The organism is Arthrobacter sp. P4_F10, from assembly GCF_056401435.1.
On sequence record NZ_JBFUJJ010000007.1, the window covers coordinates 122,551 to 149,095 of the forward strand.

Here is a 26,545-nt window from a genome sequence, read left to right on the forward strand (position 1 = left end):
TTCTTGGGCACGAGGAGCGGGCATGGCGGCCCTATGTCCACTGGCTGCGGCCAAGGGAGGGCATGTCCACTGGCCAACCCCGCGGGGCAGCCACTCCGCGGGCACCCTGATTGGGACATGCCCATTCTTGAGGACGAGGAGTGGGCATGGCGGCCCTATGTCCACTGGCTGCGGCCAAGGGAGGGCATGTCCACTGACCAACTGCACAGGGCAGCCGGGCCGCGCGAGGGCACCCGAGGGGCTATTCCTCCGGGTCCTCCGGCTCACCCAGTCCACGGGCAGCGAGGGCTTCCCCGGTCTGCCGGGCGAAGGCCACAGTACTGATAAAGACGGGCAGCACAAGAGCCCTCGGGTTGCGTTCGAGCCCGCGGGCCCGGGCGGAGTCGCGCACGTCCATGTAGGCCCCGGCAACGAACGGGATGCTGCGGAGCATGATGGCAATGGTCAGGGCGAAGCGTTCCGGGTCCGCACCGAAGCGGCGGAACGGCCGGGCCAGGGACGCCACGCCGTCAAGGAGCGCCTGCACCGGGGTGGTGGCGGTCAGGATTGAAGCCGCGACAACGCAGATCAGGACGTTCAGTACGATCCGCGCGGCGGTCGGTGCGCCCAGCTGCCACCACTGGAAGAGACCGATCGCCGCGAGTACCGGAAGGACCGGGCGCACCGCGCGAAACAGCCGGGCCGGACCCGCCCCGCTGAGCAGGAACAGTCCGCACAGCAGCGCCAGCACGGCGGCGGACACGGCCCAGTCGGCGATCAGGAACGACGCCATTCCGCACCCAACGACCAGCAGGAACTTCAGCCACAGCGGCGCCCGGTGGATCAGCGACGAACCCGGCGCATACGCGGCCAGGAGGAATCCGTGGCTGCTCACGCCTGCTCCAGCCGGGCCTGCTCCGGCACGGCCCGCTCAAGCCCGCCGCCCGCCAGCCCGTCGGCCATGCCGCCCGCCAGCCCGCCGGCCGCAGGCCCCCCGGCCATTCCGCGGCCAGCTGCAGGCAGGCCCGCAGCACTCAGGGCACGGTAGTGCGCGACGGCGGCCGCCGGTTCGCCGTCGAACACCACCTTCCCGTCGTCCACCACCAGGACGCGGTCCATGTCCCGGGCGAGCTCGAGGTCGTGGGTGGACAGAATCACCTGCTGGCGGAGTCCGTCCAGCGTGCGTCGCAGGAGTTCGCGGTTGCGGAGATCCAGCAGTGTGGACGGCTCGTCGAGGACCAGCACCTCAGGATCGACGGCCAGGACCGCGGCGAGCGCCAGGAGCTGGCGTTCGCCGCCAGAGAGTTCGTAGATGCTCTGGTCCGCCAGCGGCAGCAGGCCGAACCGTTCCAGGACTGACTCCGCGTGGGCCCGGCGCTCTGTGGCGTTGCGGAACGATCGCCGTAGGGACAATTCCACATCCTCGCGGCCGGTGGGCATGACGAGCTGGGACAGCGGATCCGTGAAGACAAAGCCCACGCGCCGTCGGACCTCCCGGACCGCGCGGACGGTATCGGCGCCGTCAACCCGCACCGTGCCCTCGCTGGGTGCCACGAGCCCGTTGAGGAGCCGCAGGAGGGTGGACTTGCCCGAGCCGTTGGCCCCGATAACGCCGATCCGCCGTTCCGTAAGGTCCAGCGAAAGTTCCTGGAGCAGCGTCTTGGGTGCGGGGCGGCCGTCAACCGACACCCGCACCGTCACGCGGTCCAGGACGATGATGCTCACGGGCGGGTGTCAGCCGTCCGGACTCGGCTGAGCAGCAGATCCGGGAAGGCTTTGTGCAGGGCCAGGGCGATGCTGACGGCCAGGACGTTCTTGATGATGTCGCCGGGATAGAACGCAAGATCGGCAAGGAAGGCTTTGGAGAAGTCAAGCTTGGCGTTGACCATCATGCCCAGGATGCCCAGGCCGTGGATGAAGACGATGCTGCTCACCATGGCGGCCGCGAACAGGAGGATGCCACGCAGTTTGCCGGTGCGGTTGGCGGTGCGGGCCAGCACGACGACGGCCAGCCAGCCTACCGCTGTGGCGGCCAGCAGGAACCCGATGATGTAGCCGGCGGAGGGGCCGGCGAGGACGCCCAGCCCGCTGCGGCCGCCGCTGAAGATCGGCAGGCCCGCGAAGCCCAGGAGCAGGTAGAGGCCGACGGCGGCGAAGGCGCGGGCCGGGCCGAGGGCCAGCCCCGTGAGCATGACGGCGAGGGTCTGCAGCGTGATGGGCACGCCGAGCCCGCCCACGGGAATGGCGGCGATCAGCGCCGAACCCGCCACAAGGGCGGCGAAGACGGCGATGAGCCCAAGGTCGGTGGCATTCCAGCGGCTCCGGCGGCGCGGGGTCCTGGCTATGGCGGGATGGTCGGTTTGCGTCATGGCGTTCCTGTCGGATGCTGCTGCGGATATCGGACTTGTGATAGCGACTGTACGGTCGCGGCGGGGCGGGTTTTTTGTAGGCGCCCCACTAAGGGGCGGCCCGGAAGCTGGAGGGCGTCGCCAATGAACCCGGCCAGCCGCCTGCATCCGCATCGCGCCGGCGGCTGGCCGCTGCCATGTGGGCCCATGTCAGGGAGAAGGGGCCGTGCCGGTAGACTTGTACAGGCCGTGCTCTCGCACCGCCCTGCCCCGGCCCCGCCCAGACTCCACCCGTTGTGCCGCGGCGTTCCCTGTTGTGAAAGGCCTTAGCTGCATTGATTACCGTCCAGGATCTCGAACTGCGCGCCGGCGCCCGCCTCCTCATGGACCAGGTGAGCTTCCGGATCGACAAGGGAGACAAGATCGGCCTGGTCGGCCGTAACGGTGCAGGCAAGACAACGCTGACCCGGGTCCTCGCGGGCGAGGGCCTGCCCGCCGCGGGCAAGGTAACCCGCACCGGCGAAATCGGCTACCTGCCGCAGGATCCGCGCACGCCGGACATGGAGCAGCTCGCCCGGGACCGTATCCTGTCCGTCCGCGGCCTGGACATTGCCGTGAGCAAGCTCCGTCTGGCCCACGAAGAAATGGCCAGCGAGGACGCCGCGGTCCAGCGCAAGGCGATGAACCGCTATGACCGGCTGGAATCAGAGTTCCTGGCCGCCGGCGGCTATGCGGCCGAAGCCGAGGCGGCAGCAATCTGCTCGAACCTTGCCCTGCCGGACCGGCTGCTGAACCAGCCGCTCAAGACCCTGTCCGGCGGACAGCGGCGCCGTGTGGAGCTTGCGCGCATCCTGTACTCGGATGCCGAAACCATGCTCCTGGATGAGCCCACCAACCACCTCGACGCCGATTCCATCTCCTGGCTCCGTGAGTTCCTCAAGAACCACCAGGGCGGGCTGATTGTGATCAGCCACGACACCGAACTGCTCGAAGCGACTGTCAACAAGGTCTTCCTGCTGGATCCCAACCGCGCCCAGATCGACTTCTACAACATGGACTGGAAGCGCTACCTGACCCAGCGCGAAACGGACGAGCGCGCCCGCAAGCGTGAGCGCGCCAACGCGGAGAAGAAGGCCCAGGTCCTGATCGACCAGGCCAACAAGATGCGCGCCAAGGCCACCAAGGCCGTCGCCGCGCAGAACATGGCCAAGCGTGCCGAGCGTCTGCTGGGCGGCCTCGAGGCCGTGCGCGCGACCGACCGCGTGGCAGCCCTGCGCTTCCCCGATCCGTCACCCTGCGGCAAGACCCCGCTCACCGCGGATGGCCTCAGCAAGTCCTACGGCTCGCTGGAGATCTTCACCGACGTCGACCTCGCGATCGACCGCGGCTCCAAGGTGGTCATCCTGGGCCTCAACGGCGCCGGCAAGACCACCTTGCTGCGCATGCTCGCCGGCGTCGACAAGCCGGACACCGGCGAAGTCGTTGCGGGCCACGGCCTGAAAGTGGGCTACTACGCCCAGGAGCACGAGACGCTCGACGTGGACCGCACGGTCCTGCAGAACATGCGCTCGTCCGCCCCGGACATGAACGACGCGGAAGTACGCAACATTCTGGGCTCGTTCCTGTTCTCCGGTGACGACGTCGACAAGCCCGCCGGTGTGCTTTCCGGCGGCGAGAAGACCCGACTGGCGCTGGCCACCATTGTGGCCTCAAGTGCGAACGTGCTGCTCCTCGACGAACCCACCAACAACCTCGACCCTGCCAGCCGCGCCGAGATCCTCGGGGCCCTGAGTAACTACACCGGCGCCGTGGTCCTCGTGAGCCACGATGAGGGCGCCGTCGAGGCGCTCAACCCGGAGCGCGTGGTCCTGCTGCCCGACGGCATCGAGGACCACTGGAACGAAGACTACCTGGACCTGATCACGCTGGCGTAGGGCGCGGGGCCCGCCGCATCCGGGGGCCGTTTTCAGAGCTCAGGACCGCCCACAGCTGCGAGTCACCTGGATCAGCGGACGGGCATCTCTTCTGCGCCCGTGATCCGCTGGAGGTCTTCGTAGCCGATCGAGAACATCGAGTTGTGGTCTCCGGCTCCTGCCCACAGCACACGGTGGACTGACAGGGATTCGTCCAACAGGGTCCGGATCTTCTCCGGGTGGCCTACCGGGGCTACGCCGCCCACTTCCTGGCCGGTGTGTTCGAGGACGAACTCGGGGGAGGCGCGGCGGATCTTGCCCGAGCCCAGCTGTTCGGCGACCTTGTGGACGTCCACCTTGGCAGCGCCGCTGGCCAGGATCAGCAGTGGAGCGCCCCCAAGGTCGAACACCAGGCTGTTGGTGATCGCCGCGACGTCGCAGCCGAGCGCCGCGGCCGCTGCGGCCGCCGTCGGGACTTTTGAATCGAACACTGTCACCGTGTCTTTGGCGCCCAGGGCGGTGAGGGCGCGTTTGACGTTAGCCACCGGTCCGGGGAAGGCATCAGGGCTCACCGCTCAGAACCCCTGGGCGTCGAGGATGGCGTCTTCCTCTTCTTCCGCCGTCGCGTTCCTGCGCTTGCGCGGAACGGGACGGCGCCGCACGGCCGGGCCGCTGGAGTGCAGGTACACGCCTTCGGCAGCCTCGGCTTCTGCGTCCTCCGCGTCAATCGCGGCGTTGCGGGCCTGCTGCCGGGCGGCGTAGCCGAACCCGACGAACATCAGCACGCCGAATGCGAACCACTGCAGCGAGTAGGACAGGTGCGTGCCTTCATCGGTGGACGGCTTGGGGAACGGGAACGGCATGTCCTGCACCGACGGCGACTCGGAGGCCAGCTGCCCGTATGCGCCCGTGAGCAGCGGATAGCCCAGCTGCGCGGAATAGGCGGCGAGGTCGATCGAGGCCAGTTGGCCGTCAGGGGCGCCGCGCTGCAGCTCGGGCTCCGACGGCTTGAGGCGGGCAACCACTGTTACCGGACCCTGCGGCGGCGCAGGCACGGAGTCGGGCCGGCCCGGGGTGTTGTTGCCGATGGGCAGCCAGCCGCGGTCAATCACCACGGTTTCGCCGGACTCGAGCTTGAACGGAACCACCACCTCGTAGCCGGGCTGGCCGTTGAGCGGGCGGTTGCGGACGATGCGCTGGCCGGCGACGTCGTAGCTGCCCCTGAGTTCCACCTGGGTCCACTCGCGCTCCGGGTTCAGCCGGCTGAACTGGTCCCGGACATCGGCGAAGGGCACGGCGTCGGCGGAATAGTTGGAGACCACCCGGTTGATCTCGGCCAGGGTTTCGGCGCGACGGTCCATCTGCCATCGGCCCAGGCCAACGCAGCCGGCGGCGAAGATCGCGGCCAGCAACAAGTACCCCAGCCACTTACTGGAGAAGAGAAAGCGGTACATTCAGCCGATCCTGCCTGACGGGTCGAGGGGGGCTGTCCCTGCGGAAAGGGGGGCTATTTCTGCGCTGAGGGCCACGGTCTCTTTCCACAGTCCGCGCGTCTGGAGGTAGTCTTCAAGCCAGGCGCGGTGCTCACCGCACGCCAGCCAGATCTTGCGCCGCTCCGGGGTGTGGATCTTAGGGTTGTTCCACAGCAGCTGCCATTCCGCCGCCGCGCGGCAGGCCTTCCGTGAGCAGACGGTGCCGGGGCCCGCGGCGGTGCCGCCACCGTGCCCGGCCAGGTCAAAGAGGTTCATGAAGCTGCCCGTCCGTGGTCGTCATCGTCATCGTTCTCATCATCGATCAGCTCGCCTTCCAGCAGCGTCCCCGAGCCGTCATCGCCGTCGGCCGGGTAAGCCTCGGCCGCGCCCGTGGGGGCCGGGGCATCCAGCTCGGCGAGCGGAACGTAGTCCAGCAGGGAATCACTATGGATTTCCGCTTTGTCGCTGCCGTTGGCGATCACTACCGCAACCCAGGGCAGGAAGACGGCCCCAAGCACCGGGATGAGCTTGAACCAGCCATCCACGACAAAAATCAGGATCAGGCAGACCATGCGGATGCCCATGGCGACGGCGTACTTGATCATCCGTTCGCGCATCTCGTCTGAGTGCGCAGCGGCGGCGTCGGTGATGCTGTGCACCTCGGTACCGCCGGACTCGGCGTCCGGCCTCCCGGGCACATGCGCACCGGGTCGGTTTTTGAGTGTCACGGCTGTCAGATCACGCTCCCAAGGCTTACTTAGATTCTCTCACCATCGGCGGAGCCGCCCAAACGGATGCGAACCGGGCGCTAAGATCGGAGGCAGGAAAAATCCAGCCCCCAGCGCGGCCCTCCCTGCCGCAGAACCCGGAGCCCCATATGTCTGACACACCCACCACCGGCCGCAGCGTTCTGATCACCGGCGGAAACCGGGGGATCGGCTTGGCCATCGCCGAGTCTTTCCTGGCCAACGGCGACAAGGTAGCAGTGACTTTCCGCAGCGCCTCGTCGCTGCCCGAGGGCATCCTCGGCGTCAAGGCGGACGTCACCGACGAAGCTTCGGTCGACGCTGCGTTCGCGGAAGTCGAAGCCGCCCACGGTCCTGTGGAAGTACTCGTAGCCAACGCCGGCATCACCAAGGACACCCTCCTGATGCGCATGAGCGAAGACGACTTCACCTCGGTGATCGACACGAACCTCACGGGCGCCTTCCGGGTCATCAAGCGCGCCTCCAAGGGCATGATCCGGGCGCGCAAGGGCCGCGTGGTGCTCATTTCCTCCGTCTCCGGCCTATACGGCGCGCCGGGCCAGATCAACTACTCTGCCTCGAAGGCAGGCCTGGTGGGCATCGCCCGGTCGCTCACCCGCGAGCTCGGCGCGCGCGGGATCACCGCGAACGTGGTCGCGCCCGGCTTCATCAACACGGACATGACGGCCGAGCTGCCCGAAGCCACGCAGAAGGACTACCTGACCAAGGTTCCCGCCGGCCGCTTCGCCGAGGCCTCCGAGGTCGCCAACGTGGTTCGCTGGATCGCCAGCGACGAGGCGTCCTACATTTCGGGCGCGGTCATTCCGGTCGACGGCGGCCTCGGAATGGGCCACTAGCCCCGGCAACGCCGGACGCGGCGGACAGCGGCCGACGGCGGTATCCGACGTCGTCCGCTGTCTGCCGCGCCGGGCCTTTTTGCCCTTGGCACCGGAACGCCGGGAGCGTGTAATGGGCTCACAGCCCCCGACCATGCCACGGCAGGGGCGTGAGCGCAGGAGGAAAATCATGAGTGATCTCAGCAAGTGGACGCCCTCGGACATGCTGGAACCGGTCCGGCGCTTCCTTGACGGTGATCTGTCCATAGCGCCAGGGATCAAGATCGAACAGTTCCAAGAGGGCAGCACCCTGGTGGTTCGGGCGGAAGTGCCGGGGATCGACCCCGACCAGGACGTCGACGTCTCGGTCAGCGAGGGCATGCTCCATATCGCGGTGCAGCGGCAGGAAGCGTCCGAGCACAAAAGCAAGGCCGGCTACCGCTCGGAGTTCCGTTACGGCCGGTCCGCCCGCAGCATTGCGCTGCCCGCAGGGGCGAAGGAAGAAGATATCACCGCCACGTACAAGGACGGTGTCCTGGAAGTCCGCGCACCGGCTCCCGAGGTAGTGACGGGGGAAACTACCAAGAAGATCCGGATCGACCGCAGCTGACCAACCGCCAGCGCGCTCCGGCCATGACGCGTCGGAACTACACCGCCGGGGCTTCTTTGTTGATGCTGAACAACTGCAATGGTGCGATCCGCTGGCATGATGGATGGCAGACCCACAGTGTTTGGACGTTTGGAACAAAAGGAGCTCGTATGGGACTGCTGGATAACAAGACTGCGATCGTGACCGGTTCGTCGCGCGGAATCGGCGCCGACGTCGCCAAGATTCTGGCTGGCGAAGGCGCGGCCGTCGTCGTGAACTACCGCCAGAAGGCGCCGCGCGCCAACAAGGTCGTTGCGGAGATCGAAGCCGACGGCGGCCGTGCTGCGGCCGTCGGGGCGGACCTAACCACCCAGGAAGGCGTCCAGGCCCTGGCCAGCGCCGCCATGGAGAACTTCGGCTCGCTTGACCTCCTGGTCCTCAACGCCTCCGGCGGCATGGAGACCGGGATGGAAGAGGGCTACGCGCTGAAGCTGAACCGTGACGCCCAGGTGAACATGCTCAACGCCGCCGTGGCGCTCATGCCCGAAGGCTCGCGCGTGGTCTTCGTGACCAGCCACCAGGCCCACTTCATCGACACGGTGCCCACGATGCCCGACTACGAGCCCGTGGCCCGCAGCAAGCGTGCCGGCGAGGACGCACTCCGCGCGCTGGTTCCGGCATTGGCGGACAAGGGGATCTCGCTCGTGGTGGTCTCCGGCGACATGATCGAGGGCACCGTCACGGCCACCCTGCTCGACCGGTCCAACCCCGGCGCCATCGAGGCCCGCCGTGCCGAAGCTGGCAAGCTTTACTCAGTCAAGGAATTTGCCGCGGAGGTCGCCAAGATGGCCACCGCCGACGTCGAGACGGGCCACACCGAGTACGTCGGCGGCGCCGACTACTTCGATAAGACCGCAGACAAGAGCTCCAGCTAGGCGCAGACCGCCGAGATGGCGCGTCGCGGCAGTGTTTACCTAAAACATTGCCGCGACGTGCCATCTCGCGGTTAACGCATCAGACCCCCGCGATGTACCGCACGGCGTCGAGATAGGGGAGGTTGACGGCGGCGTCCGCGGCAGCACGTACGGCAGGCTTCGCGTTGAAGGCGATGCCGATCCCGGCGGCGCCCAGCATGTCGAGGTCGTTGGCGCCGTCTCCCACGGCAATGGTGTGTTCCATCGGGATGCCCTCGGCAGCTGCCCACTCGCGCAGGTACTTCTCCTTGGCCGCCCGGTCGATCACGTCGCCGAGCACCTTGCCGGTCAGCGCGCCGTCGACGATTTCGAGTTCATTGGCGATCCAGTAGTGCAGCCCGAGGTCCTCGGCGATCGGCCGGAGGATCTGGTTGAACCCGCCGGACACCACGGCCACGGCATGGCCGGCGGCCTGGAATGCCGCTACGAGCTCGGCGGCGCCCTCGGTCAGCCTGACCTCGGCGCGGACCGACTCGACGACGCTGGCCGGCAGTCCGGCGAGCACAGCCACCCGGGCGTGCAGGCTCTGGGCGAAGTCCAGCTCGCCGCGCATGGCCGCCTCGGTCACTGCCGTCACTTCCTCGCGCTTCCCGGCGTACGCGGCCAGGAGCTCGATCACTTCCTGCTGGATGAGGGTGGAGTCCACGTCCATGATCAGGAACTTCCGCGGCGCGCTGCGCAGTGCCGCGGGAACCAGCGCCGTGTCCACACCGTCGATGCCGGAGTCCGCCAGCGCACGGCGCGGCCCCTCCAGCCGGGCTCCCGAAACCGCGTCGGGGATGGGACTTTCGGCTTTCGGCGCGCCGTCCAGTTCGGCCTCCAGCGCGCAGTCCGCCGCATATACCTCGAAGCGCCCGTCTCCGGCGCGGGTTTCGGCACCGACGCTCAGCCCCGCGGCCGTCAGGAGCGAACGCAGCCGCTCGATCTCGGGAAGGGACAGTTTCAGGCCGTAGCTCACTGCGGTCACGTTCGAACTCATGGCTTCAATCCTAGCGAGCAGGCGTTGGACGGCCCGAATTCGTTGCGCCCGGGCCGGCGCCGCGTGACGCCCCACGGCAGCGCGCGGCGCCGGTTATCAGTCGTCCGCTTTTTTGTCCTAGTGTCTACTCCTATGAGTGATGTTCTTGAAATGGCCGGCGTCAGCGTTGTACGTGGGGCTAAGACGCTCCTGGACAAGGTGGACTGGCAGGTCAAGGAAGGCGAACGCTGGGTGATCCTCGGACCCAACGGCGCCGGCAAGACCACACTCCTCCAGCTGGCCGCGGCCCGGATCCACCCGACATCCGGAATGGCCGGCATCCTCGAGGAAGTCCTCGGCGCAGTCGACGTCTTCGAGCTCCGCCCCAGGATCGGCCTGTCCTCCGCTGCGCTGGCCAGCCAGATCCCCGAGCACGAGAAGGTCCTCAACGTGGTGGTCACCGCCGCCTACGGTGTGACCGGCCGCTGGCGCGAAGGCTATGAGAAGAACGACGAGCGGCGCGCCTTTGGCCTGCTGAACGAGTGGGGGATGGGCCCGCTGCTGAACCGCCCCTTCGCCTCGCTTTCCGAGGGGGAGCGCAAGCGCGTCCAGATCGCCCGTGCCCTCATGACAGATCCTGAGCTCCTGCTCCTGGACGAGCCGGCCGCCGGGCTCGACCTCGGCGGGCGCGAGGACCTGGTCCAGCGCCTGAGCGAACTCGCCCGCGACGACGCCGCCCCCGCGATCGTCCTCGTCACCCACCACCTCGAAGAAGTGCCGCCGGGATTCACGCACGCGATGCTCATGCGCGACGGCGGCGTGGTGGCCTCCGGTCCGCTGCCGGAGGTCCTCACTGCCGAAAACCTGAGCAAAACGTTCGGCCTGCGGCTGGATGTCACCGTCAACGCCGGCCGGTACACCGCGACCGCCAGCCACTGACGGGTCCACTGACCCCGCGTGGAGCTCCTCAATAGCGCCTTCATTTTCTTCGCCGGGCTGTGGGCGGGCACCATCAACAGCGTCGTCGGATCCGGCACCCTCGTCACGTTCCCGGTGCTGATCGCCCTGGGCTATGCCCCCGTCACTGCCTCCATCAGCAACGCCATGGGGCTCGTGGCCGGCAACGCCACCGGCGCCTGGGGCTACCGGAAGGAGCTCGAAGGCCGCGGCCGGCAGCTGCTCCGGCTTCTGCCGGCTTCGCTGCTGGGCGCCGTTACCGGCGCGTACCTGCTGCTCCACCTGCCCGAGACGGTCTTCTACTACGCCGCCCCTGTCCTGATCGTGCTGGCCCTGCTGATGGTCGTCTTCCAGCCGAGGCTGCAGCGGTGGGTGAAGAACCGCGAGGAAAACCCTGAGCACGCCATCCGGGACCGCCGCCACGGTGTCCTGCTTGTGGCGCTTGTGTACCTGGCCGGCGTCTATGGCGGCTACTTTGTCGCGGCGCAGGGCATCCTGCTGGTTGGCATCCTGGGCGTGTTCATGACGGGGACCATCCAGAACGCCAACGCGATGAAGAACTTCCTGGTCCTGGGCGTGAACGTGATCGCCGCTTGCTCCTACCTTTTGTTCGCCTTCGACCGGATCGACTGGGGCGTGGTCGGACTGATCGCCGTGAGCTCACTGATCGGCGGCGTGATCGGCTCCAAGGTGGGGCGCCGGCTCTCCCCGGCGGTCCTGCGCGGGGTCATCTTCGCCCTGGGCCTGGTGGCACTGGGGTTCATGATCGCCAACCTGTTCAAATAGCCCCCACGAATAGCCTCCGGAAATGACCTGCCCGTGACCATGTACTTTCTCGAATCCGCCGACGACCCGCGGGTTTCCGACTACACGCAGCTCACCGACGTGCACCTGCGCAAAGTCCGGGAACCGGCCGAGGGCCTCTACATCGCCGAGTCCTCCCGCGTCCTGCGCCGGGCGCTGGCCGCGGGGCACCGGCCGCGGTCCTTCTTCCTTGCCGAGAAATGGGCCGAGGACCTGGCGGATGTCTTTGAGCGGTACCCGGATGTCCCGGCGTATGTCGGCTCCGCGGCGCTGCTGGAGGAAATCACCGGTTTCCACCTGCACCGCGGCGCCATGGCCGCCATGCACCGGCCCGCCCCGGTGCCGCTGGCAGAACTGCTCGCCGGAGCCCGCCGGGTTGCCGTGCTGGAGGACATCGTCGACCACACAAACGTCGGCGCCATCTTCCGCTCGGCCGCGGCCCTGGGTGTGGACGCCGTCCTGGTCTCGCCACGGTGCGGTGATCCGCTCTACCGCCGCAGCGTGCGGGTCAGCATGGGCACCGTGTTCCAGGTGCCGTGGGCCCGGCTGGAGGACTGGGCGGAAGGCCTGACCTCGCTGCAGGAGCAAGGCTTCACCGTGGCCGCCATGGAGCTCACGGACGACGCGGTGGATCTCGACGTGCTCGCGGCCCGCCGCCCGGAGCGGCTGGCCCTGGTGCTGGGCACGGAAGGCGCGGGCATGAGCGCAGCGACCCTGGCCGCCGTCGACCTCGCCGTGAAGATCCCCATGCGCCCGGGCGTCGATTCGCTCAACGTCGCCGCTGCGTCGGCGGTAGCGTTCTGGGAGCTCCGTCCGAAGGACTCCCAATGATGCCGTCAACGGATTTTGGCGGTGCCGCTCTCGTTCTCCCGGCCACGCGGCCGGGAGAACTTGGGAGCTTTTAGTCCTTCTTGCCCGGGTAAGGCCCCCAGTCCTGCTCGGGCAGTTCGGCAGCTGCGGCGGGGAGGCTGTCCAGGCCGTCGGACTGGCCCGGGTTCCCGTGGAAGAACACTCCGGCGTTGACCGCTTCGAAGCTGGCGTCCTGTCATCGTCGGGAAGACCCGGAGAAGTGGCCGGTTCGGAATGCCTCGCGGCTTCCGCCTGCTGGGGGAAGTGCGTCAGGTGGGGGTGCGCATGACCCCAGAAGGGTCATGCGCACCCGCGTGTGCCGGGAGCCGGCTCTGTGGTGTCAGTCGCGCCGGTCCTCCCGCCGGTCGCCGCGGTCGTCCTGGCGGTCGTCCCGCCGGTCCTCACGGCGGTCGCCGCGACGGTTTATCCCGTGGGCGACGACAACGGCCCCGCCAACGGCGGCGGCGGTCCTGCGCCTGCGTCGTGCTGCCAGTGGCATGTCAGGCTCCTTCCTTTGCTTCTTCCGATGACTGGGCTTCGGCGTCGGCCTCGAAGGCGGCGATGACGGCCTGGGTCGGGATCCGGCCGCTGGCCACGAGTTGGCCGCCGGCCTTGCGGATGGCCGCGCCGAAAGGGGCCGCCCACTGGTTTTCCCAGACCAGCACCGCGGCGGAGTGGCCGGGCTCGATCGTCTCGGCCAGGTCCATGACGTCCTGCTCAGAGAGCACCATGGCCAGGTCGGCCTCGGCCATGCGCACCTCGCCGAGCTCGCTCGGGTCGAGGTCGGAGATTTCGGCCGTCTCGAGCGTGCCATCGTCGGTTTTTCTCAGGAACACCATGTCGAGCACCCTGATGAGGTCGCGCTTTACCAGGTCCTCCAGGAACGGGGCGAGCTGACCCTTACCGAAGTCGGGCCCGGGGAACTCCACGACGAGCCAGTCCACCGGCCCTAGTTCATCCAGTGTCTCAGCCATACTGATGACCTCCGTTTCTCAATCGGGTACAGGCAATCCGACGGACAGCCGCAGTTCTATCCTGTGCCCGGGTGGGGTGCGGCGCCTCACCCGCGCCGGGTGAGCTCACGCATCAGCCCCGAGCATGGCCTGGATGTGGGGTGTGCTGGGATTTCGCGTGACTGAGGCCAAGCACTGCTGCGCCGCGCTGACGTGCACCGATGGTGTTCGTCAGTGGTCCGGCTATCGGCTATGCTTGATAGCTGGCCGTCCGGTGATTTCCGCCGGCCATCCCATTCATACCTGGCAACTGGCAAAATCCAGTTGTGCGAACAAAGGTCCAATTATGAAGTCTAATACCCACCCGAAGTACGAAGCTGTTGTTTTCAACGACCTGGCTTCCGGCGTCAAGTTCCTGACCAAGTCCACCGTGTCTTCTTCGAAGACCATCGAGTGGGAAGACGGCAACACCTACCCGGTCATCGACGTCGAAATCTCCTCTGAGTCGCACCCGTTCTACACGGGCAAGCAGCGCATCATGGACTCCGCAGGCCGCGTCGAGCGCTTCAACGCTCGCTTCAAGGGCTTCGGCGGCAAGAAGTAAGCTTCTTCTCCAAGGTCTGATGGAAAGCCCGCACCGGCAACGGTGCGGGCTTTCTGCGTCTCTGCCGGTGTTCCGGTTTCGCGTTTTCGTGGTTTCGCAGTTTCCCGGATTCCCGGCTTCATGGGGCAGGATGGATGTCATGACATCCCATCCCGTGGGCACCGCTCCCAGCACTGACGAGGACGCCGGCCGTCACCACGGCGAGTACAAGGTCCCGGGTGGCAAACTCGTGGTGGCCGATTTCGACGTCGTGGACGGCGCACTGGCCCACGTCTCGGTGAGCGGGGACTTCTTCCTGGAACCCGACGAGGCTCTGCCGGAGATCAACCGGGCGATCACCGGGCTGCCCGTCGACACCAGCGCCGCCGACATCGCGGACGCCGTGACGGCGGCCCTGCCCGAAGGCACCGTGCTGTTCGGCTTCTCCGCCGACGCCGTCGCGGTCACCGTCCGCCGCGCCCTGGCGAAGGCGACGGGCTGGGCGGACCACCACTGGAACATCATCGCCCCGTCCGTCCTGCCCACCCACGTCAACGTCGCCCTGGACGAGGTCCTGACCGAGGAAGTCGGCGCCGGGCGGCGCAACCCCACCCTGCGGTTCTGGGACTGGGAGGAGCCGTCAGTGGTGATCGGCAGCTTCCAGTCCGTCCGCAATGAACTCCACCCCGAGGGGGTGGCCCGGCACGGCATCAGCGTGGTCCGGCGGATCAGCGGCGGGGGAGCGATGTTCATGGAGGCCGGGAACTGCATCACGTACTCGCTCTACCTGCCGCAGACCCTCGTGGACGGCATCAGCTTCGCGGACTCTTACCGTTTCCTGGACGCCTGGGTGATGGCGGCCCTGGAAAAAGTCGGCATCAGCGCCTTCTACGTGCCGCTCAACGACATCGCCACGGAGCACGGCAAGATCGGCGGGGCCGCGCAGAAGCGGCTCGCCAACGGAGGGATGCTCCACCACGTCACCATGAGCTACGACATCGACGCCGAGAAGATGGTGGAGGTGCTGCGGATCGGCAAGGAGAAACTGTCCGACAAGGGCACCAGGAGCGCCAAGAAACGCGTGGATCCGCTCCGCCGCCAGACCGGCATGGCCCGGGCCGAGATCGTCGCAGCCATGATGGACGTCTTCGCCGAACGCTACGACGCGACACCGTCGGTACTCACCGACGCCGAGCTTGAGGCCGCCCGCCGCCGCGTGGGGGCCAAGTTCGGCACCGCGGAGTGGCTGCACCGGGTTCCCTAAAGAACCCGCTCCTTAAACACCATCGATTGCTCCCCACCGGCCCCCTCGCCTCGCAAGCTCGGCCAGGGCACCCTGCCGGCGTGGGCCCAGCTGCGTTTTCAGCCGTCAAAAGGGCGGTTACGGAGCAGTCGATGGTGCTATGGCCGGTGCCGTCAGCGCCTGCGCCTTGAGGGAACGGTGCAGGTGGCTGCGCTGTTCGATGATGATCCGGCGCAGGGCGCGCGGCGCGTCGGGGTGGGCGGCCAGCCAGTGGTCGGTGCGGACAATCACGGCATGGGTCTCGGGCGTCCCGCCGTGCCCGTCGAGATCCTGACCTGCGGGATAGAGGCCGCGGACAATCCGGCTGGCGATCTCAATGCTCCGGTCCGCCCAGACCTGCTCGAGGGACTCGAAGTACGGGTCAATGAACCCGGCCAGCAGCGAGGCCGCGCCGGTATTGAACCCGGAAATGGTGGCGCTCAGGAGCTGGTTGGACAGCCCCGTGCCGTGGACGGCGGCCTCCCAGGCTGCCGCCTTGACGGACGCCTCGGGGCGGGCGGCCAGGGCCGTGGCGTGCCCGGACTTCCCTGCCGCCGTGTTGTCCCGGGCGAGCTCCTGGTCCAGCTGCTCCTGTGAGGCCTGGCCGTTGGCGGCCAAGCCATGCCAGAGATTCCAGCGCAGTTCGGCGTCAACAGCGAGACCGTCGATCACGGTGCTGGCGTCCAGGATGCCCCGGAGCAGGTCGAGCCGGCCGGCGTCGTAGCGGCTGGTCGCGGCGAGGGTTCTGGCCCAGGCCAGTTGCTGGTCGGAGCCCGGTGCCGCCGCCTGCAGCTGTTCCGCGGCGGTGGTCAGGAAGCCGCGGCGCGCGGCGTCCCGCTGGCCCCGGGGTACGTAGCGTTCGATCGCCGTCGAGGCGTTGCCCAGCACGTTGAGCAGGACCCCGATTCCCGGTTCGGCGGGGCCGAAGCGCTGGACGGCGTCGACGTAGAGGGCGGCCGGTGTAACGGCATCACGGGCCGAATCCCACAGCGCCGTCCAGCAGAGCGCCCGCGCCATGGGGTCCGTCAGCTTGTCCAGGGAGCCGCGCACAGTGGCCTCGGAGTGCCGGTCAAGCCGGACCTTGGCGTAGCTGAGGTCCTCGTCGTTGACCAGCAGCAGAGCGGGCCGGGGTTTGCCGGCCAGGTCGGTCACGTCGGTCCGGGCGCCGCTGACATCGGTCTCGACGCTGTCCGTGCGGACCAGTGCGCCGGCGTCGTCAAAGTCGTAGAGCCCGATCCGGAGCCGGTGCGGCCGGGGCTCCTGCCTGCCGGTGGCGGGATCAACGGCGTCCTGCAGGACGGCGACGGAACTGAGCGCGTCCCCGTGCTCGGTGATCTCGCTGGAGAGGGTTGAGATGCCGGAGGTCTGGAGCCATTGGCGGGCCCATTCGCCGAGGTCGCGTCCGGACGCCGCGCTCAGTGCCGCCAGCAGCTCGGCGAGGGTGGTGTTGCCGTAGGCGTGGTCCCGGAAGTACTGGCGGGACCCGGCAATGAAGGCCTCGAACCCGACGTAGGCCACGAGTTGCTTGAGCACCGAGGCGCCCTTGGCGTACGTGATGCCGTCGAAGTTCTGTTTCGCGGCCTCCAGGTCCGGGATGTCGGCAACGATGGGGTGCGTGGTGGGCAGCTGGTCCTGGACGTAGGCCCACGACTTGCGGTTGTTGGCAAAGTTCACCCAGGCCGTGTCCCAGTCCGTACTCCGGTCCACGCCGAGGGTGCCCATGTAGTCGGCGAAGGATTCCTTGAGCCACAAATCATCCCACCACTTCATGGTCACGAGATCGCCGAACCACATATGCGCCATCTCGTGCAGGAGCGTGTTGGCACGGGCCTGGTACTGCGAATCGGCGGCCCGGGAAGTGAAGACGTAGCTTTCGGTGAACGTCACCAGGCCGGGGTTTTCCATGGCGCCGAGGTTGTACTCGGGCACGAAGGCCTGTTCGTATTTGCCCCACGGGTAGGGGAAATCAAAGAGCTCGTTGAAGAAAGTCAGCCCGTTCTTGGTGAGGCGGAACAGGGCATCGGCGTCGAAGGACGCGGCCATGGAGGCGCGGCAGTAGAGCGCCAGCGGCACCTCCAGGACCGTGCCGTCGGCGAGTGTGCCGCTCCAGGCGTCCTCGGCCCTGAAGTACGGTCCGGCCAGGACAGTGGTGATGTAGGTGGACATCGCCTTGGTGGGGGCGAAGTCCCAGCGGCTCGTGGCGGGATCGGAAGTTAGTTGGGTGCGCAGCACCTCGGCGCCGTTGGAGGACACCTGCCACTCGGAGGGGGCCATGACGTGGAAGGTGAACTCGGCCTTCAGGTCGGGTTGCTCGAAGTTGGCGAACACGCGGCGGGCGTCGGCGGGTTCGTATTGCGTGTACAGGTAGCACTGGCCGTCGGCTGGGTCGACGAAGCGGTGCATGCCCTCACCGGAAGTGCTGTAGAGCGCTGTCCCGGTGATGGTGACCTGGTTCTCCGGCTGCAGGTTCTCGAGCCGGATCCGGGAACCGTCCACGACGTCGGCGACGGCGAGGCCCTTGCCGTTGAGGAAGACGCTGTGCACGCTGTCCGCGATGAAGTCCACGAAGGTCGATGCCCCGGGTTCGCTGGCCGAGAAGGAGATGACGCTGCGGCTTGTGTAGCCGGCGACGTTCGGGTCGGCTGCCTGCCGGACGTCGAGGGAGACGTCGTAGCTGTGCGTGGTAATGAGAGCGGCACGGACCGCGGCCTCGTCGCGGCTCAAGTTCTGGTTTGACACCCAGCTATCTAATCACGGGAGCGTGTGCGCCGGATCACGCCGGCGGGAACATCAGGTACGCGGCCGCCAGGCCCAGCAGGGCGATCAGCAGCCAGGACGCCAGCGCGGCCAGCAGCGCGCGTGCGCCGGTGTGCACCAGCTGCCCCACGCGGACGGCGGAGCCCAGCCCGAATAGCGCCATGCCCAGCAGCGCGTCCTGGAGGGCGGCGGCCCCGTCCAGCACTGCGGGGGAGAGCCACCCGGTGGTGCGCAGGCCCGCCAGGGCCACGAATCCGATGACGAACAGCGGGATCACCGGCGGACGCGTGGCGCCGTCGTCGGCGGTGCCCAGCCGGTGGTGGAACCCCGCGGCGGCGACCATCGGGGCCAGCAGGATCACCCGGGTGAGTTTGACGACGACGGCGACCGCCAGCGCCGCGGCGCCCGCGGTCTGGGCGGTGGCGACCACCTGCCCGACGTCGTGCACCGAGGCGCCGGTCCACGCCCCGAAGAGCTCCGGGCCGAGTCCCAGCGGCCGCGCGAGCAACGGCAGCACCCCGATTGCCAGCGTTCCACACAGGGTCACGAGCGCCACGGGCAGCACGGTGTCCTCCTGCCGGATTCTGCGCACGGCGGCCATCGCCCCGATCGCGGACGCTCCGCAGATGGCGAAACCGGTGGCCACCAGCAGCGATACCCGGGGAGGAAGCCGGAAGAGCCTGCTGATCCCGTATGTGCCAGCGAAGGCAGCCAGCACCACGGCCGTCACGAGCAGCAGCGCAGCCCAGCCCAGGCCCAGCACATCGCCGAGGCTGACTTTCAGGCCCAGCACCACGATCCCGGCCCGCATCAGGTGTTTGCCGGCGAAGTCGAGCCCGGGACGCGCCGGCCCGGCGGTCCACCCCGCCACGCCGGGCAGGTTCGCGGCCAAGAGCCCGAGGAGCACGGCCAGGGTCATCGCCGGCAGCGCCGGAAGCAGCAGATGGACGGCGACGGCGACGGCAACGGCGGCCGCGGCGCCGATCAGGCCTGGCGCGGCCGCGGCAGCGGATCTCTTGGGGGGCACGCCCCTACATTGCCGTACCCGGCCGGAAAAGCCGTAACCGCGGCCATCCCGGCAAGCGGGCCCGCGCCTGAGGACCGCGCTCCGCGGGCCGCCGCGCGGGCCGCCGAAATGATTTCGTAACGAAAAAGTGGTTGGCTAGTGACCATGTCTGACCTATTCCAGGATTACTCCGAGGCCGCCGGCCGAACCGGCGCCTACGACGAGATGTTTGCCCCCGGCCAGCAGGCCCGGAAGTCCTACGGGCAGGTGGCCGTGGCCCTGCGTGAACTTTCGTTGGCTGACGTCAGCGCCCGTGCCGATTCCATGGCGCGGACCTTCCTGGACCGCGGCGTGACGTTCGACTTCGCAGGTGAAGAGCGGCCGTTCCCGCTGGACATCGTCCCCCGGGTGATCCCCGCCGATGAGTGGAGCGTCCTGGAACGCGGTGTGGCCCAGCGGGTCCGCGCCCTGGAAGCCTTCCTTAACGACGTCTACGACAAAATGACGGTGGTGTCCGACGGCGTCATCCCGCGCCAGCTCGTCACCACCAGCGCGCACTTCCACCGCCAGGTGCACGGCTTCGAACCGGCCGGCGGCGTCCGCGTCCACATTTCCGGTATCGACGTCGTCCGCGACGCCGCGGGCACCTTCCGCGTCCTGGAGGACAACGTGCGTGTGCCCTCGGGCGTCAGCTACGTCCTCGAGAACCGCAGGGCCATGGCCAAGGGCCTGCCCGAGGCCTTCGGCCAGCAGCTCATCCGCCCGGTCGAGGAGTACCCCCGCCGGCTCCTGTCCGCCCTGCGGAAGACGGCGCCCTCCGGCGTCGACGATCCCACCGTGGTGGTCCTGACCCCCGGCGTGTTCAACAGCGCCTACTTTGAGCACACCCTGCTCGCCGGCCTGATGGGTGTCGAACTCGTCGAGGGCCGCGACCTCATCTGCCGCGGCAACCGGGTCTACATGCGCACCACGGCCGGCGAGCAGCGGGTGGACGTGATCTACAAACGGATCGACGACGAATTCCTGGACCCGCTGCAGTTCCGCGCCGACTCCATGCTCGGCTGCCCCGGCCTGGTCAACGCCGCCCGCGCCGGCGGCGTCACGATCGCCAACGCCGTGGGCAACGGCGTCGCCGATGACAAGCTGGTCTACAGCTATGTGCCCGACCTCATCCGCTACTACCTGAGCGAAGAGCCCCTGATCGCCAACGTGGACACGTTCCGGCTGGAAGAGAAAGAGGCCCGGGAGCACGTCCTGGACCGCCTCGACGAGCTCGTGGTCAAGCCCGTGGACGGCTCGGGCGGCAAGGGCCTGGTGATCGGCCCGGACGCCTCCAGGGACGAACTCGATGCCCTGCGCAAGCGGATCATCGCCGACCCCCGCGGCTGGATCGCCCAGCCGGTGCTGCAGCTGTCCACCGTGCCCACGCTCAGCGGCGACAAGTTCGGCCCCCGGCACGTGGACCTGCGCCCCTTCGCCGTCAACGACGGCGAGGACGTCTGGGTTCTCCCCGGCGGACTGACCCGCGTGGCGCTCAAGGAGGGCTCGCTGATCGTCAATTCCAGCCAGGGCGGCGGCTCCAAGGACACCTGGGTCCTGGCGGATTCCCCGCAGGTCCCCGTCGAAGTGATCCCGCGGCCCAGCATCGCAATCCGCGAGCGGGTTTCGGTCTGGCCGGTGGAGAGCAACTGGCGCGACAGCCAGAAAGAACAGCAGCAGCAGCAGATTTCTGACGCGCAGGAGGTACCCGCGAATGCTTAGCCGTATTGCCGAGTCACTTTTTTGGATCGGCCGCTACGTGGAACGGGCCGACGGCACGGCCCGGATCCTCGACGTCCACCTCGAGCGGCTCAACCATCTGCCCATGGAGGAACAGCGCAGCGTCGCGCAGGAACTCCTCGCCGTCATGGGGGCCCGTGCGCAGAATGAGGATTTCGGCCTGCCGGAACTGCTCAATGCCCTCGCCTACGACAAGCAGAGTGCCACGTCCATTGCCGGCTCCCTCGGCGCGGCCCGGGAAAACGCCCGCCGCGCCCGCGAGACCGTTTCCTCCGGGCTCTGGGAAAGCCTGAACACGACCTACTACGGGCTGAACCAGCACCGCAAGGACGTGGTGGGTACCTACCGCTTCTGCAACTGGGTCCTGGAACGCACGGCCATGGTCAGCGGCCTGGCCGRCACCACCGTCAGCCACGATGAGAGCTGGCAGTTCCTGGTCCTGGGCCGGTCCCTGGAGCGGGCCGACATGACCGCGCGCATGCTGTCCACACGCGATGTCCTCTCGGCCGGCATGTCGTGGGTGAACATGCTCCGCTGCGCCGGCGCGTACGAATCCTTCCTGCGGACCCGCCGGGCGGCGTTCGGGGACCAGCACGCGGCCGAATTCCTGCTCCTGGACAGGCTGTTCCCGCGGTCCATCGTCTACGCCCTGCGGGACGCCGACGAGTGCCTGGCGAAACTGGACCCCTCGGCCCAGCGCGTCGGCTTCATTAACGACGCCCGCCGGATTGTCGGCCAGGCCCGCACTTTCCTGGAGTTCCACCGCACCGATGACCTCATGTCGGAGCTGCCGGAGCACATGGAGCGTGTGCAAAAAGCGGTTTCGCAGGCCTCGGACGCCATTTCCCGTAAGTACTTCAATCAGGCAGACGAACTGGCCTGGGTGGGAGAAGTTTCATGACCCGGCTGAACATCGTCCACAAGACGGCGTACAAGTACAACAAACGCGTCACGCTGTCCTACAACGAGGCCCGGATGACCCCGCTGACGGACCCGCAGCAGGTGGTCCTGGAGTCCTCCATGAAGGTGTCGCCCTCGCAGGCGGCCATGAGCAGCTACCGCGACTACTGGGGCACGCGCGTGACGGCTTTCGACATGCAGATGCCGCACGAGCACCTCGAAGTCCTGTCCACCACCACCGTTGAGGTGCACCGGGTCGAGAAGATCGCAGCCGAGGCCGACATCGTGGGATGGGACGTCCTGGCCGCACCGGAGACGCTCAACCAGTTCAGTGACTGGGTTCCCCAGTCCCAGCTGACGAATCCCGGCTCTGAAGTGCTCGCCATCATCCCCGGAGTTGTGGAGGGAAAAACGCCGCACGAGGCGGCCATGGCAGTCTTTGCCTGGATGCGCGGCGAAATGACCTATATGAAGGGCTCCACCGGCGTGACCACCAACGCCGAGCAAGCCTGGAACCAGCGGCAGGGCGTCTGCCAGGACCTGGCACACCTCGCCATCGGCTCCCTGCGCAGTTGCGGTATCCCGGCCCGCTATGTGTCCGGCTACCTTCACCCCCGCTCGACGGCGGATCTCGGCGAGACAGTTGCCGGCCAATCCCATGCGTGGCTCGAGTGGTGGGACGGCGAATGGCGGAGCTGGGACCCGACCAACCACAAGCCGGCGGGGGACTTCCACGTCACTGTCGCCCGGGGCCGCGACTACCGCGACGTGCCGCCGCTCAAGGGCATCCTGTCCGGCGGCGGGGGATCGGCCCTCACCGTCAGCGTGGAGATCACCCGCCTGGCCTAAACCGTTGCGCCGCTCCACGTTGCGCTATCAGATCGGGCTGCCCTGAGGCCCTCAAAGCAGCCCGATCTGATAGAGCATGCGGTGCTTTGGGGGAGTTATTCGAGGCCGGAGCGGGTGGAGTCGTCCAACGGCGTCCACCACGTCTGCGGCGGTACCACCTTGAAGCGCCGGCCTGTGACGGTGTCCGCCGTGATCCGGACGAAGTGTTCCTTTTGTCCGGCCTGCCACGGGAACAGCAGCAGGCCCACCGTGTCCATGACTTCCTGGGGGTTCTGCACCGGCGCGGCCTGGCCTTTGACGACAACGCTCCAGGCGACGCCGGTGTCCGCGTTCACGCCGTCCGCTTCCAACGCCACCGGAGTGTCTCCGGTGGCCGCCTGCAGCTTGGTGCCCTCGGCGGTCCGGAAGACCAGGGTACCGTGGTCCACTTTGTAGTTGATGGGGAAGATGTCGGGGTGATCGTCCACCCAGACCGCAAGCCTGCCGACCGAGACGCTGCGCAATAATTGCCAGCATTCGTGAGTGGCCAGGTTTTCGACGGTGTGGGCCTTGTCCTTTGACTCGTGACTGCCCGGGCTCGACTCAGTACTCATGCCGGCGAGCGTACGCTGCCGGGGCTGGGGACGGCTAGGGCATATGGTCCCAGACGTCGGTTAAAACTGTGAATTCTGAGGCATTCCTGAGTTCTTCGCGGTATTCTGGCATAGGGCCGTCAGCGTCGACACGGGCCGGAGCGAGTGGGGGCAAAGATATGCAATCAACGGGTGAGGGTTCTGGCCATGCCGTATCCGAGCCAAATCCCGTGGTTGAGGAACTGCTGAAGGGGTTCGGCGCCCGGGCAGAAGAGCTGCTCCAATCCAAGGAACGCATGGCGGGGCTGCTGGAAGCGGTTGTCGCCCTGGCCGAGGACCTGAGCCTGGATGCCGTGCTGGAACGCGTGGTCGAATCGGCCTGCCGGTTGTTGCATGCACGCTTTGGTGCCCTGGGAGTCATCGGTGATGACCACGCGCTGAGCCACTTCATCACCGTGGGCATCGATGGCGAATTGTCGCGGCGGATCGGTCCGCTGCCCACCGGTCACGGCGTCCTTGGCCTCCTGATTACAGACCCCCGGCCGCTTCGGCTGCATGATCTGAGCAAGCACCTTGAAGCCTACGGGTTCCCAGCCCACCACCCTCCCATGCAGTCTTTCTTGGGGGTCCCGGTCCGTGTCCGGGAGGTCGTATTCGGAAACCTCTACCTCACGGAAAAGGAAGGCGGGGGCGACTTCACCGCCGAAGACGAAGCCTTGGCCGTCGCATTGGCGGCAGCCGCCGGCGTCGCCATTGAGAATGCCAGGCTCTATGACGACTCCCGCCGCCGGGCCCGCTGGCTGGAAGCCTGCATGGACGTCTCCGGGCTGATGCTGAGCACGGACCGCGACTACACCTCAGGCGGCCTGGACCCGATTGCCGGCCGCGCGCTCCAGGAGTCCGCGTCCGATCTCGCCCTGTTGGTGGCTCCCGCAGCCAACGGCGTTGACCACGTGGTGATCGGCGTTGCCGGTGGGCGCGGCGCGGCGTTTTCGGGAAAGTCATTGCATCTGGAATCAGGGCTCCTGGATAGTGTCCTTGAAGGCGGCGAGCCGGTGCTGTTCGACGACGCGTCGGAAGTGGTCGGGGAGGTCGACGCCGGAGTCACCGGTCCGCTGCTGGCGGTGGCACTGAGCACCCAAGGCGCCCACCATGGTCTCCTGCTGCTGGCACGGAACAAGGATTCGGTCCGCTACGCCCGGACGGACATCGAGATGGGGGCCGTCTTCGGCTCCCACGTTGCCCTCGCCTTGGAACTGTCCCGGGTGCACCGGCTGCGCGAAGAGCTCCTGGTCTTCACGGACCGCGACAGGATTGCCCGGGACCTGCACGACCTCGTCATCCAGCGGCTGTTCGCCGCCGGGCTGAGCGTGCAGAGCCTGACCCGGTTCACCAAGGACGAACTGGCGTGGGAGCGCATCCGTACCATCACAGGTGAACTCGACGAGGCGATCCGCAGCCTGCGCGACACCATCTACTCACTGAAGAGCAATATCGGCGATGCCGAATTGCTGAGCGGACGGATCCGTCGGGTCACGCGAAGTTCGGCGAAATCCATGCCCTTTGCACCGCGCCTGACCATCACAGGACCCGTGGATGCCGTGACTCCGGACAAGGCCGACAACGTCGTGGCTGTGGTTTCCGAAGGGCTCAGCAACGCCATCCGGCACTCCGGGGCTGATACCATCTCGGTCTCGGTGGCGGTCGTCAAGGGCCGCGTGACGGTGGTAATCAGCGACAACGGCGCCGGATTCGCCCAACCCGGAAAACGCAACGGGCTGAGCAATCTCGAGGACCGGGCACGCATGCTGGACGGCGAATGCACCATTACGAGCGCGCCCGACGCCGGCACCAGCCTGGAGTGGTCCGTGCCCCTCTAGCCCGGTGTCCCTCTAGCCGGCGCGCAGGGAGGCTCGCGCAGGGAGGTTACCGGACGCTGTGAGGCCGGGTGCCATCGCCGGTGCCTGCACCGGAGGCCACCGGAAATGCCGGGCTGGCGATGAAGACAGCGGCCTGGGTGCGTCGTTCGAAACCGAGCTTGGCCAGCAGCGACGACACATAGTTCTTGACGGTCTTTTCTGCCAGGAACATTTCGGCGGCAATTTGCCGATTGGTCAGCCCGCCGCCCACCAGCTCCAACACCTTGCGTTCCTGGGGCGTGAGGGATGAGGTGCGCGGGTCAACTTCCTCGGCCTCCACCAGGCTGTCCACGATGCCGGCGGCGACGTCTTCCTCGAAGAGGGTCTCGCCCGCTGCTGCCCGCCGCAGCGCTCCGATCAGGTCCGTGCCGCCGATCTCCTTCAGCACATATCCGCGCGCGCCGGCCAGCACGGCCCCGCGCAGGGCTTGTTCGTCGTCGAAGCTCGTCAGGATGATGCAGTTCAAGGACGGGTCCACCGACCGCACGTCCCGGCAGACTTCAATACCGGTTCCGTCCGGCAAGCGGGCGTCCAGCACGCAGACATCGGGGTGCAGTGCGGGAATGCGGCGGGTCGCCTCCACCGCGGATCCGGAACTGCCGACCACCACGAAACCCTCGCCTTCGAGAAGTTCCTGCAGTCCGCGTCTGACGAGTTCGTGGTCATCGAGGATGAAGACGCGGATCACCGCCTGCACGCCATCAGGTGCAGCGAGACCTGCGTCTGCCCAGGCAATCATGGTTCTCCCGTCCGGCCGCTTGCGGGACCGCTCGATTCTGTAGTCATTGACTTCTGTGGTGCATGAACATCTGTGGTGCATTGACTACCCCAGCCTCTGCCATTCTTCTGCACTGCGGCGCCACGGACAAGGGTCATAGTGCCCAACGGGCCGCCTGCGACCGCTGCACTGATCGCTTTCGGACGCGAGCTGGCTGGTGTGCTTGCATGACTTTTGGCCCTAGGCTCCCTGGCCGGGCGGAGGAAATCATTGGAGCGTCGCCATCTGGCGCAGCAGGCTCGGCCGGCACGAGGACAAGGGTTAACCGATGAACGAAGCCAGGGACGTCCGCACGATCGTGGTAGGCGTTGACGGCTCGGACGCTTCGGTGTCGGCGTTACGGCATGCGCAGGCCCTCGCGGTGCCGCTGTCCGCCAAGATCGTGGCGCTGGCGTGCTGGGACTACCCTCCGGTGTACGACGGCTACGTCGCCGTCGGCATCGAGGACTTCGACGTCCGGGCAGGGGAAATCCTGGCCGAGGCGGTGGTGAAGGCTTTCGGCCCGGACACCCCGGACAACGTCGAGGCCCGCCTCGTCCAGGGACATCCCCGCCGCATGCTTATCGAGGAAAGCAAGTCCGCGGACATGCTCGTGGTGGGCCGCCGCGGCCACGGCGGGTTCGGCGGCCTGCTCCTGGGATCAGTCAGTTCGGCCTGCGTGGCGCATGCGCATTGCCCGGTACTGGTCGTTCACTCGCCAGAAAGCGACTGACGCCGGAATCCCTGCACGGAGCTATTCGAA

Annotated in this window: 28 protein-coding genes; 14 read left to right on the top strand and 14 right to left on the bottom strand. The window is 67.5% G+C overall.

Annotated features, from left to right (window positions below):
* Positions 1-241: 241 nt before the first annotated feature.
* From AC1DR1_RS10455 to AC1DR1_RS10465, 3 genes are read right to left on the bottom strand one after another with little or no spacing between them, the layout of a single operon-like run.
* On the bottom strand, positions 242-874 hold the full coding sequence (locus AC1DR1_RS10455) for an energy-coupling factor transporter transmembrane component T family protein (protein WP_229992617.1): 633 nt from the start codon (positions 872-874) through the stop codon (positions 242-244).
* Positions 871-1,704: an energy-coupling factor ABC transporter ATP-binding protein gene (locus tag AC1DR1_RS10460; protein ID WP_229992616.1), complete on the bottom strand. Its 834-nt coding sequence runs from the start codon at positions 1,702-1,704 to the stop codon at positions 871-873. The genes AC1DR1_RS10455 and AC1DR1_RS10460 overlap by 4 nt, the downstream gene beginning before the upstream one ends.
* A complete protein-coding gene (locus AC1DR1_RS10465; protein ID WP_229992615.1) occupies positions 1,701-2,348 on the bottom strand; it encodes a biotin transporter BioY in 648 nt (215 codons plus the stop codon). The genes AC1DR1_RS10460 and AC1DR1_RS10465 overlap by 4 nt, the downstream gene beginning before the upstream one ends.
* Positions 2,349-2,662: 314 nt before the next feature.
* Between AC1DR1_RS10465 and AC1DR1_RS10470 the strand changes: the two genes are divergently transcribed.
* Positions 2,663-4,261, top strand: coding sequence for an ABC-F family ATP-binding cassette domain-containing protein (locus tag AC1DR1_RS10470; RefSeq protein ID WP_229992614.1), 1,599 nt, complete (start codon positions 2,663-2,665; stop codon positions 4,259-4,261).
* Between the two features lie 71 nt (positions 4,262-4,332).
* Here AC1DR1_RS10470 and AC1DR1_RS10475 read toward each other — a convergent pair whose 3' ends face one another.
* The 4 genes from AC1DR1_RS10475 to AC1DR1_RS10490 are packed head-to-tail and all read right to left on the bottom strand — an operon-like array spanning position 4,333 to position 6,440.
* Positions 4,333-4,812, bottom strand: coding sequence for a YbaK/EbsC family protein (locus tag AC1DR1_RS10475; protein WP_364743250.1), 480 nt, complete (start codon positions 4,810-4,812; stop codon positions 4,333-4,335).
* Between the two features lie 3 nt (positions 4,813-4,815).
* Positions 4,816-5,694, bottom strand: coding sequence for an SURF1 family cytochrome oxidase biogenesis protein (locus AC1DR1_RS10480; RefSeq protein WP_229992612.1), 879 nt, complete (start codon positions 5,692-5,694; stop codon positions 4,816-4,818).
* Positions 5,695-5,988, bottom strand: a complete 294-nt coding sequence (locus AC1DR1_RS10485) for a hypothetical protein (protein WP_229992611.1) — start codon at positions 5,986-5,988, stop codon at positions 5,695-5,697.
* Positions 5,985-6,440, bottom strand: a complete 456-nt coding sequence (locus AC1DR1_RS10490) for a DUF3099 domain-containing protein (protein WP_229992610.1) — start codon at positions 6,438-6,440, stop codon at positions 5,985-5,987. The genes AC1DR1_RS10485 and AC1DR1_RS10490 overlap by 4 nt, the downstream gene beginning before the upstream one ends.
* 149 nt (positions 6,441-6,589) lie before the next feature.
* Here AC1DR1_RS10490 and fabG point away from each other — a divergent pair, with 149 nt between their 5' ends.
* The 3 genes from fabG (at position 6,590) to AC1DR1_RS10505 (ending at position 8,818) form a co-directional block, all read left to right on the top strand.
* Positions 6,590-7,315: a 3-oxoacyl-ACP reductase FabG gene (fabG, locus tag AC1DR1_RS10495; protein WP_229992609.1), complete on the top strand. Its 726-nt coding sequence runs from the start codon at positions 6,590-6,592 to the stop codon at positions 7,313-7,315.
* A 169-nt stretch (positions 7,316-7,484) separates the two neighbouring features.
* Positions 7,485-7,904 (top strand): Hsp20/alpha crystallin family protein, encoded by a 420-nt coding sequence (locus AC1DR1_RS10500; protein ID WP_229992608.1) that lies wholly within the window; start codon positions 7,485-7,487, stop codon positions 7,902-7,904.
* A gap of 149 nt (positions 7,905-8,053) precedes the next feature.
* Entirely contained in the window at positions 8,054-8,818 is a 765-nt protein-coding gene (locus AC1DR1_RS10505; protein ID WP_229992607.1) for an SDR family oxidoreductase, read from the top strand.
* A 79-nt stretch (positions 8,819-8,897) separates the two neighbouring features.
* Here AC1DR1_RS10505 and serB read toward each other — a convergent pair whose 3' ends face one another.
* Positions 8,898-9,836: a phosphoserine phosphatase SerB gene (gene serB / locus AC1DR1_RS10510; protein WP_229992606.1), complete on the bottom strand. Its 939-nt coding sequence runs from the start codon at positions 9,834-9,836 to the stop codon at positions 8,898-8,900.
* A gap of 132 nt (positions 9,837-9,968) precedes the next feature.
* On the opposite strand from serB, the gene AC1DR1_RS10515 reads away from it, so the two are divergent.
* Genes AC1DR1_RS10515 through AC1DR1_RS10525 form a run of 3 tightly spaced genes read left to right on the top strand, consistent with a single transcriptional unit; the run spans position 9,969 to position 12,407 of the window.
* On the top strand, positions 9,969-10,754 hold the full coding sequence (locus AC1DR1_RS10515; RefSeq protein ID WP_229992605.1) for an ABC transporter ATP-binding protein: 786 nt from the start codon (positions 9,969-9,971) through the stop codon (positions 10,752-10,754).
* An 18-nt stretch (positions 10,755-10,772) separates the two neighbouring features.
* The gene (locus tag AC1DR1_RS10520) at positions 10,773-11,558 is read left to right on the top strand and encodes a sulfite exporter TauE/SafE family protein (RefSeq protein WP_229992604.1); all 786 of its coding nucleotides are present in this window, start codon (positions 10,773-10,775) and stop codon (positions 11,556-11,558) included.
* Between the two features lie 33 nt (positions 11,559-11,591).
* Positions 11,592-12,407: a TrmH family RNA methyltransferase gene (locus tag AC1DR1_RS10525; RefSeq protein ID WP_229992603.1), complete on the top strand. Its 816-nt coding sequence runs from the start codon at positions 11,592-11,594 to the stop codon at positions 12,405-12,407.
* Between the two features lie 358 nt (positions 12,408-12,765).
* On the opposite strand, the gene AC1DR1_RS10530 is transcribed toward AC1DR1_RS10525, so the two are convergent.
* Positions 12,766-12,924 (bottom strand): hypothetical protein, encoded by a 159-nt coding sequence (locus AC1DR1_RS10530; RefSeq protein ID WP_229992602.1) that lies wholly within the window; start codon positions 12,922-12,924, stop codon positions 12,766-12,768.
* Position 12,925: 1 nt separating this feature from the next.
* On the bottom strand, positions 12,926-13,399 hold the full coding sequence (locus AC1DR1_RS10535) for a DUF6325 family protein (RefSeq protein ID WP_229992601.1): 474 nt from the start codon (positions 13,397-13,399) through the stop codon (positions 12,926-12,928).
* Positions 13,400-13,724: 325 nt separating this feature from the next.
* Between AC1DR1_RS10535 and AC1DR1_RS10540 the strand changes: the two genes are divergently transcribed.
* Both AC1DR1_RS10540 and AC1DR1_RS10545 read left to right on the top strand, forming a co-directional pair.
* Positions 13,725-13,982 carry a type B 50S ribosomal protein L31 gene (locus AC1DR1_RS10540; RefSeq protein ID WP_018772953.1) on the top strand — a complete coding sequence of 86 codons (258 nt, stop codon included), beginning with the start codon at positions 13,725-13,727 and terminating at the stop codon, positions 13,980-13,982.
* A 139-nt stretch (positions 13,983-14,121) separates the two neighbouring features.
* Positions 14,122-15,225 (top strand): lipoate--protein ligase family protein, encoded by a 1,104-nt coding sequence (locus AC1DR1_RS10545; protein ID WP_229992600.1) that lies wholly within the window; start codon positions 14,122-14,124, stop codon positions 15,223-15,225.
* A gap of 117 nt (positions 15,226-15,342) precedes the next feature.
* Here AC1DR1_RS10545 and pepN read toward each other — a convergent pair whose 3' ends face one another.
* Positions 15,343-17,982: an aminopeptidase N gene (gene pepN / locus AC1DR1_RS10550; RefSeq protein WP_229992599.1), complete on the bottom strand. Its 2,640-nt coding sequence runs from the start codon at positions 17,980-17,982 to the stop codon at positions 15,343-15,345.
* Between the two features lie 34 nt (positions 17,983-18,016).
* Entirely contained in the window at positions 18,017-19,027 is a 1,011-nt protein-coding gene (locus AC1DR1_RS10555; RefSeq protein WP_229992598.1) for a YeiH family protein, read from the bottom strand.
* Between the two features lie 144 nt (positions 19,028-19,171).
* Here AC1DR1_RS10555 and AC1DR1_RS10560 point away from each other — a divergent pair, with 144 nt between their 5' ends.
* From AC1DR1_RS10560 to AC1DR1_RS10570, 3 genes are read left to right on the top strand one after another with little or no spacing between them, the layout of a single operon-like run.
* Positions 19,172-20,767, top strand: coding sequence for a circularly permuted type 2 ATP-grasp protein (locus AC1DR1_RS10560; protein ID WP_364743222.1), 1,596 nt, complete (start codon positions 19,172-19,174; stop codon positions 20,765-20,767).
* Entirely contained in the window at positions 20,760-21,686 is a 927-nt protein-coding gene (locus tag AC1DR1_RS10565) for an alpha-E domain-containing protein (protein ID WP_476992556.1), read from the top strand. Before AC1DR1_RS10560 ends, AC1DR1_RS10565 begins: the two co-directional genes overlap by 8 nt.
* Positions 21,683-22,534, top strand: coding sequence for a transglutaminase family protein (locus AC1DR1_RS10570; protein ID WP_229992596.1), 852 nt, complete (start codon positions 21,683-21,685; stop codon positions 22,532-22,534). The genes AC1DR1_RS10565 and AC1DR1_RS10570 overlap by 4 nt, the downstream gene beginning before the upstream one ends.
* A gap of 95 nt (positions 22,535-22,629) precedes the next feature.
* Here the strand turns inward: AC1DR1_RS10570 and AC1DR1_RS10575 are convergent, their stop codons facing one another.
* Entirely contained in the window at positions 22,630-23,127 is a 498-nt protein-coding gene (locus tag AC1DR1_RS10575) for a pyridoxamine 5'-phosphate oxidase family protein (protein ID WP_229992595.1), read from the bottom strand.
* Positions 23,128-23,285: 158 nt separating this feature from the next.
* On the opposite strand from AC1DR1_RS10575, the gene AC1DR1_RS10580 reads away from it, so the two are divergent.
* Positions 23,286-24,986 (top strand): GAF domain-containing sensor histidine kinase, encoded by a 1,701-nt coding sequence (locus AC1DR1_RS10580; RefSeq protein WP_229992594.1) that lies wholly within the window; start codon positions 23,286-23,288, stop codon positions 24,984-24,986.
* A 46-nt stretch (positions 24,987-25,032) separates the two neighbouring features.
* Here AC1DR1_RS10580 and AC1DR1_RS10585 read toward each other — a convergent pair whose 3' ends face one another.
* Positions 25,033-25,764 carry a response regulator gene (locus AC1DR1_RS10585; RefSeq protein ID WP_290369320.1) on the bottom strand — a complete coding sequence of 244 codons (732 nt, stop codon included), beginning with the start codon at positions 25,762-25,764 and terminating at the stop codon, positions 25,033-25,035.
* Positions 25,765-26,071: 307 nt separating this feature from the next.
* Here AC1DR1_RS10585 and AC1DR1_RS10590 point away from each other — a divergent pair, with 307 nt between their 5' ends.
* Positions 26,072-26,515, top strand: coding sequence for a universal stress protein (locus AC1DR1_RS10590; RefSeq protein WP_229992593.1), 444 nt, complete (start codon positions 26,072-26,074; stop codon positions 26,513-26,515).
* Positions 26,516-26,545 lie beyond the last annotated feature (30 nt).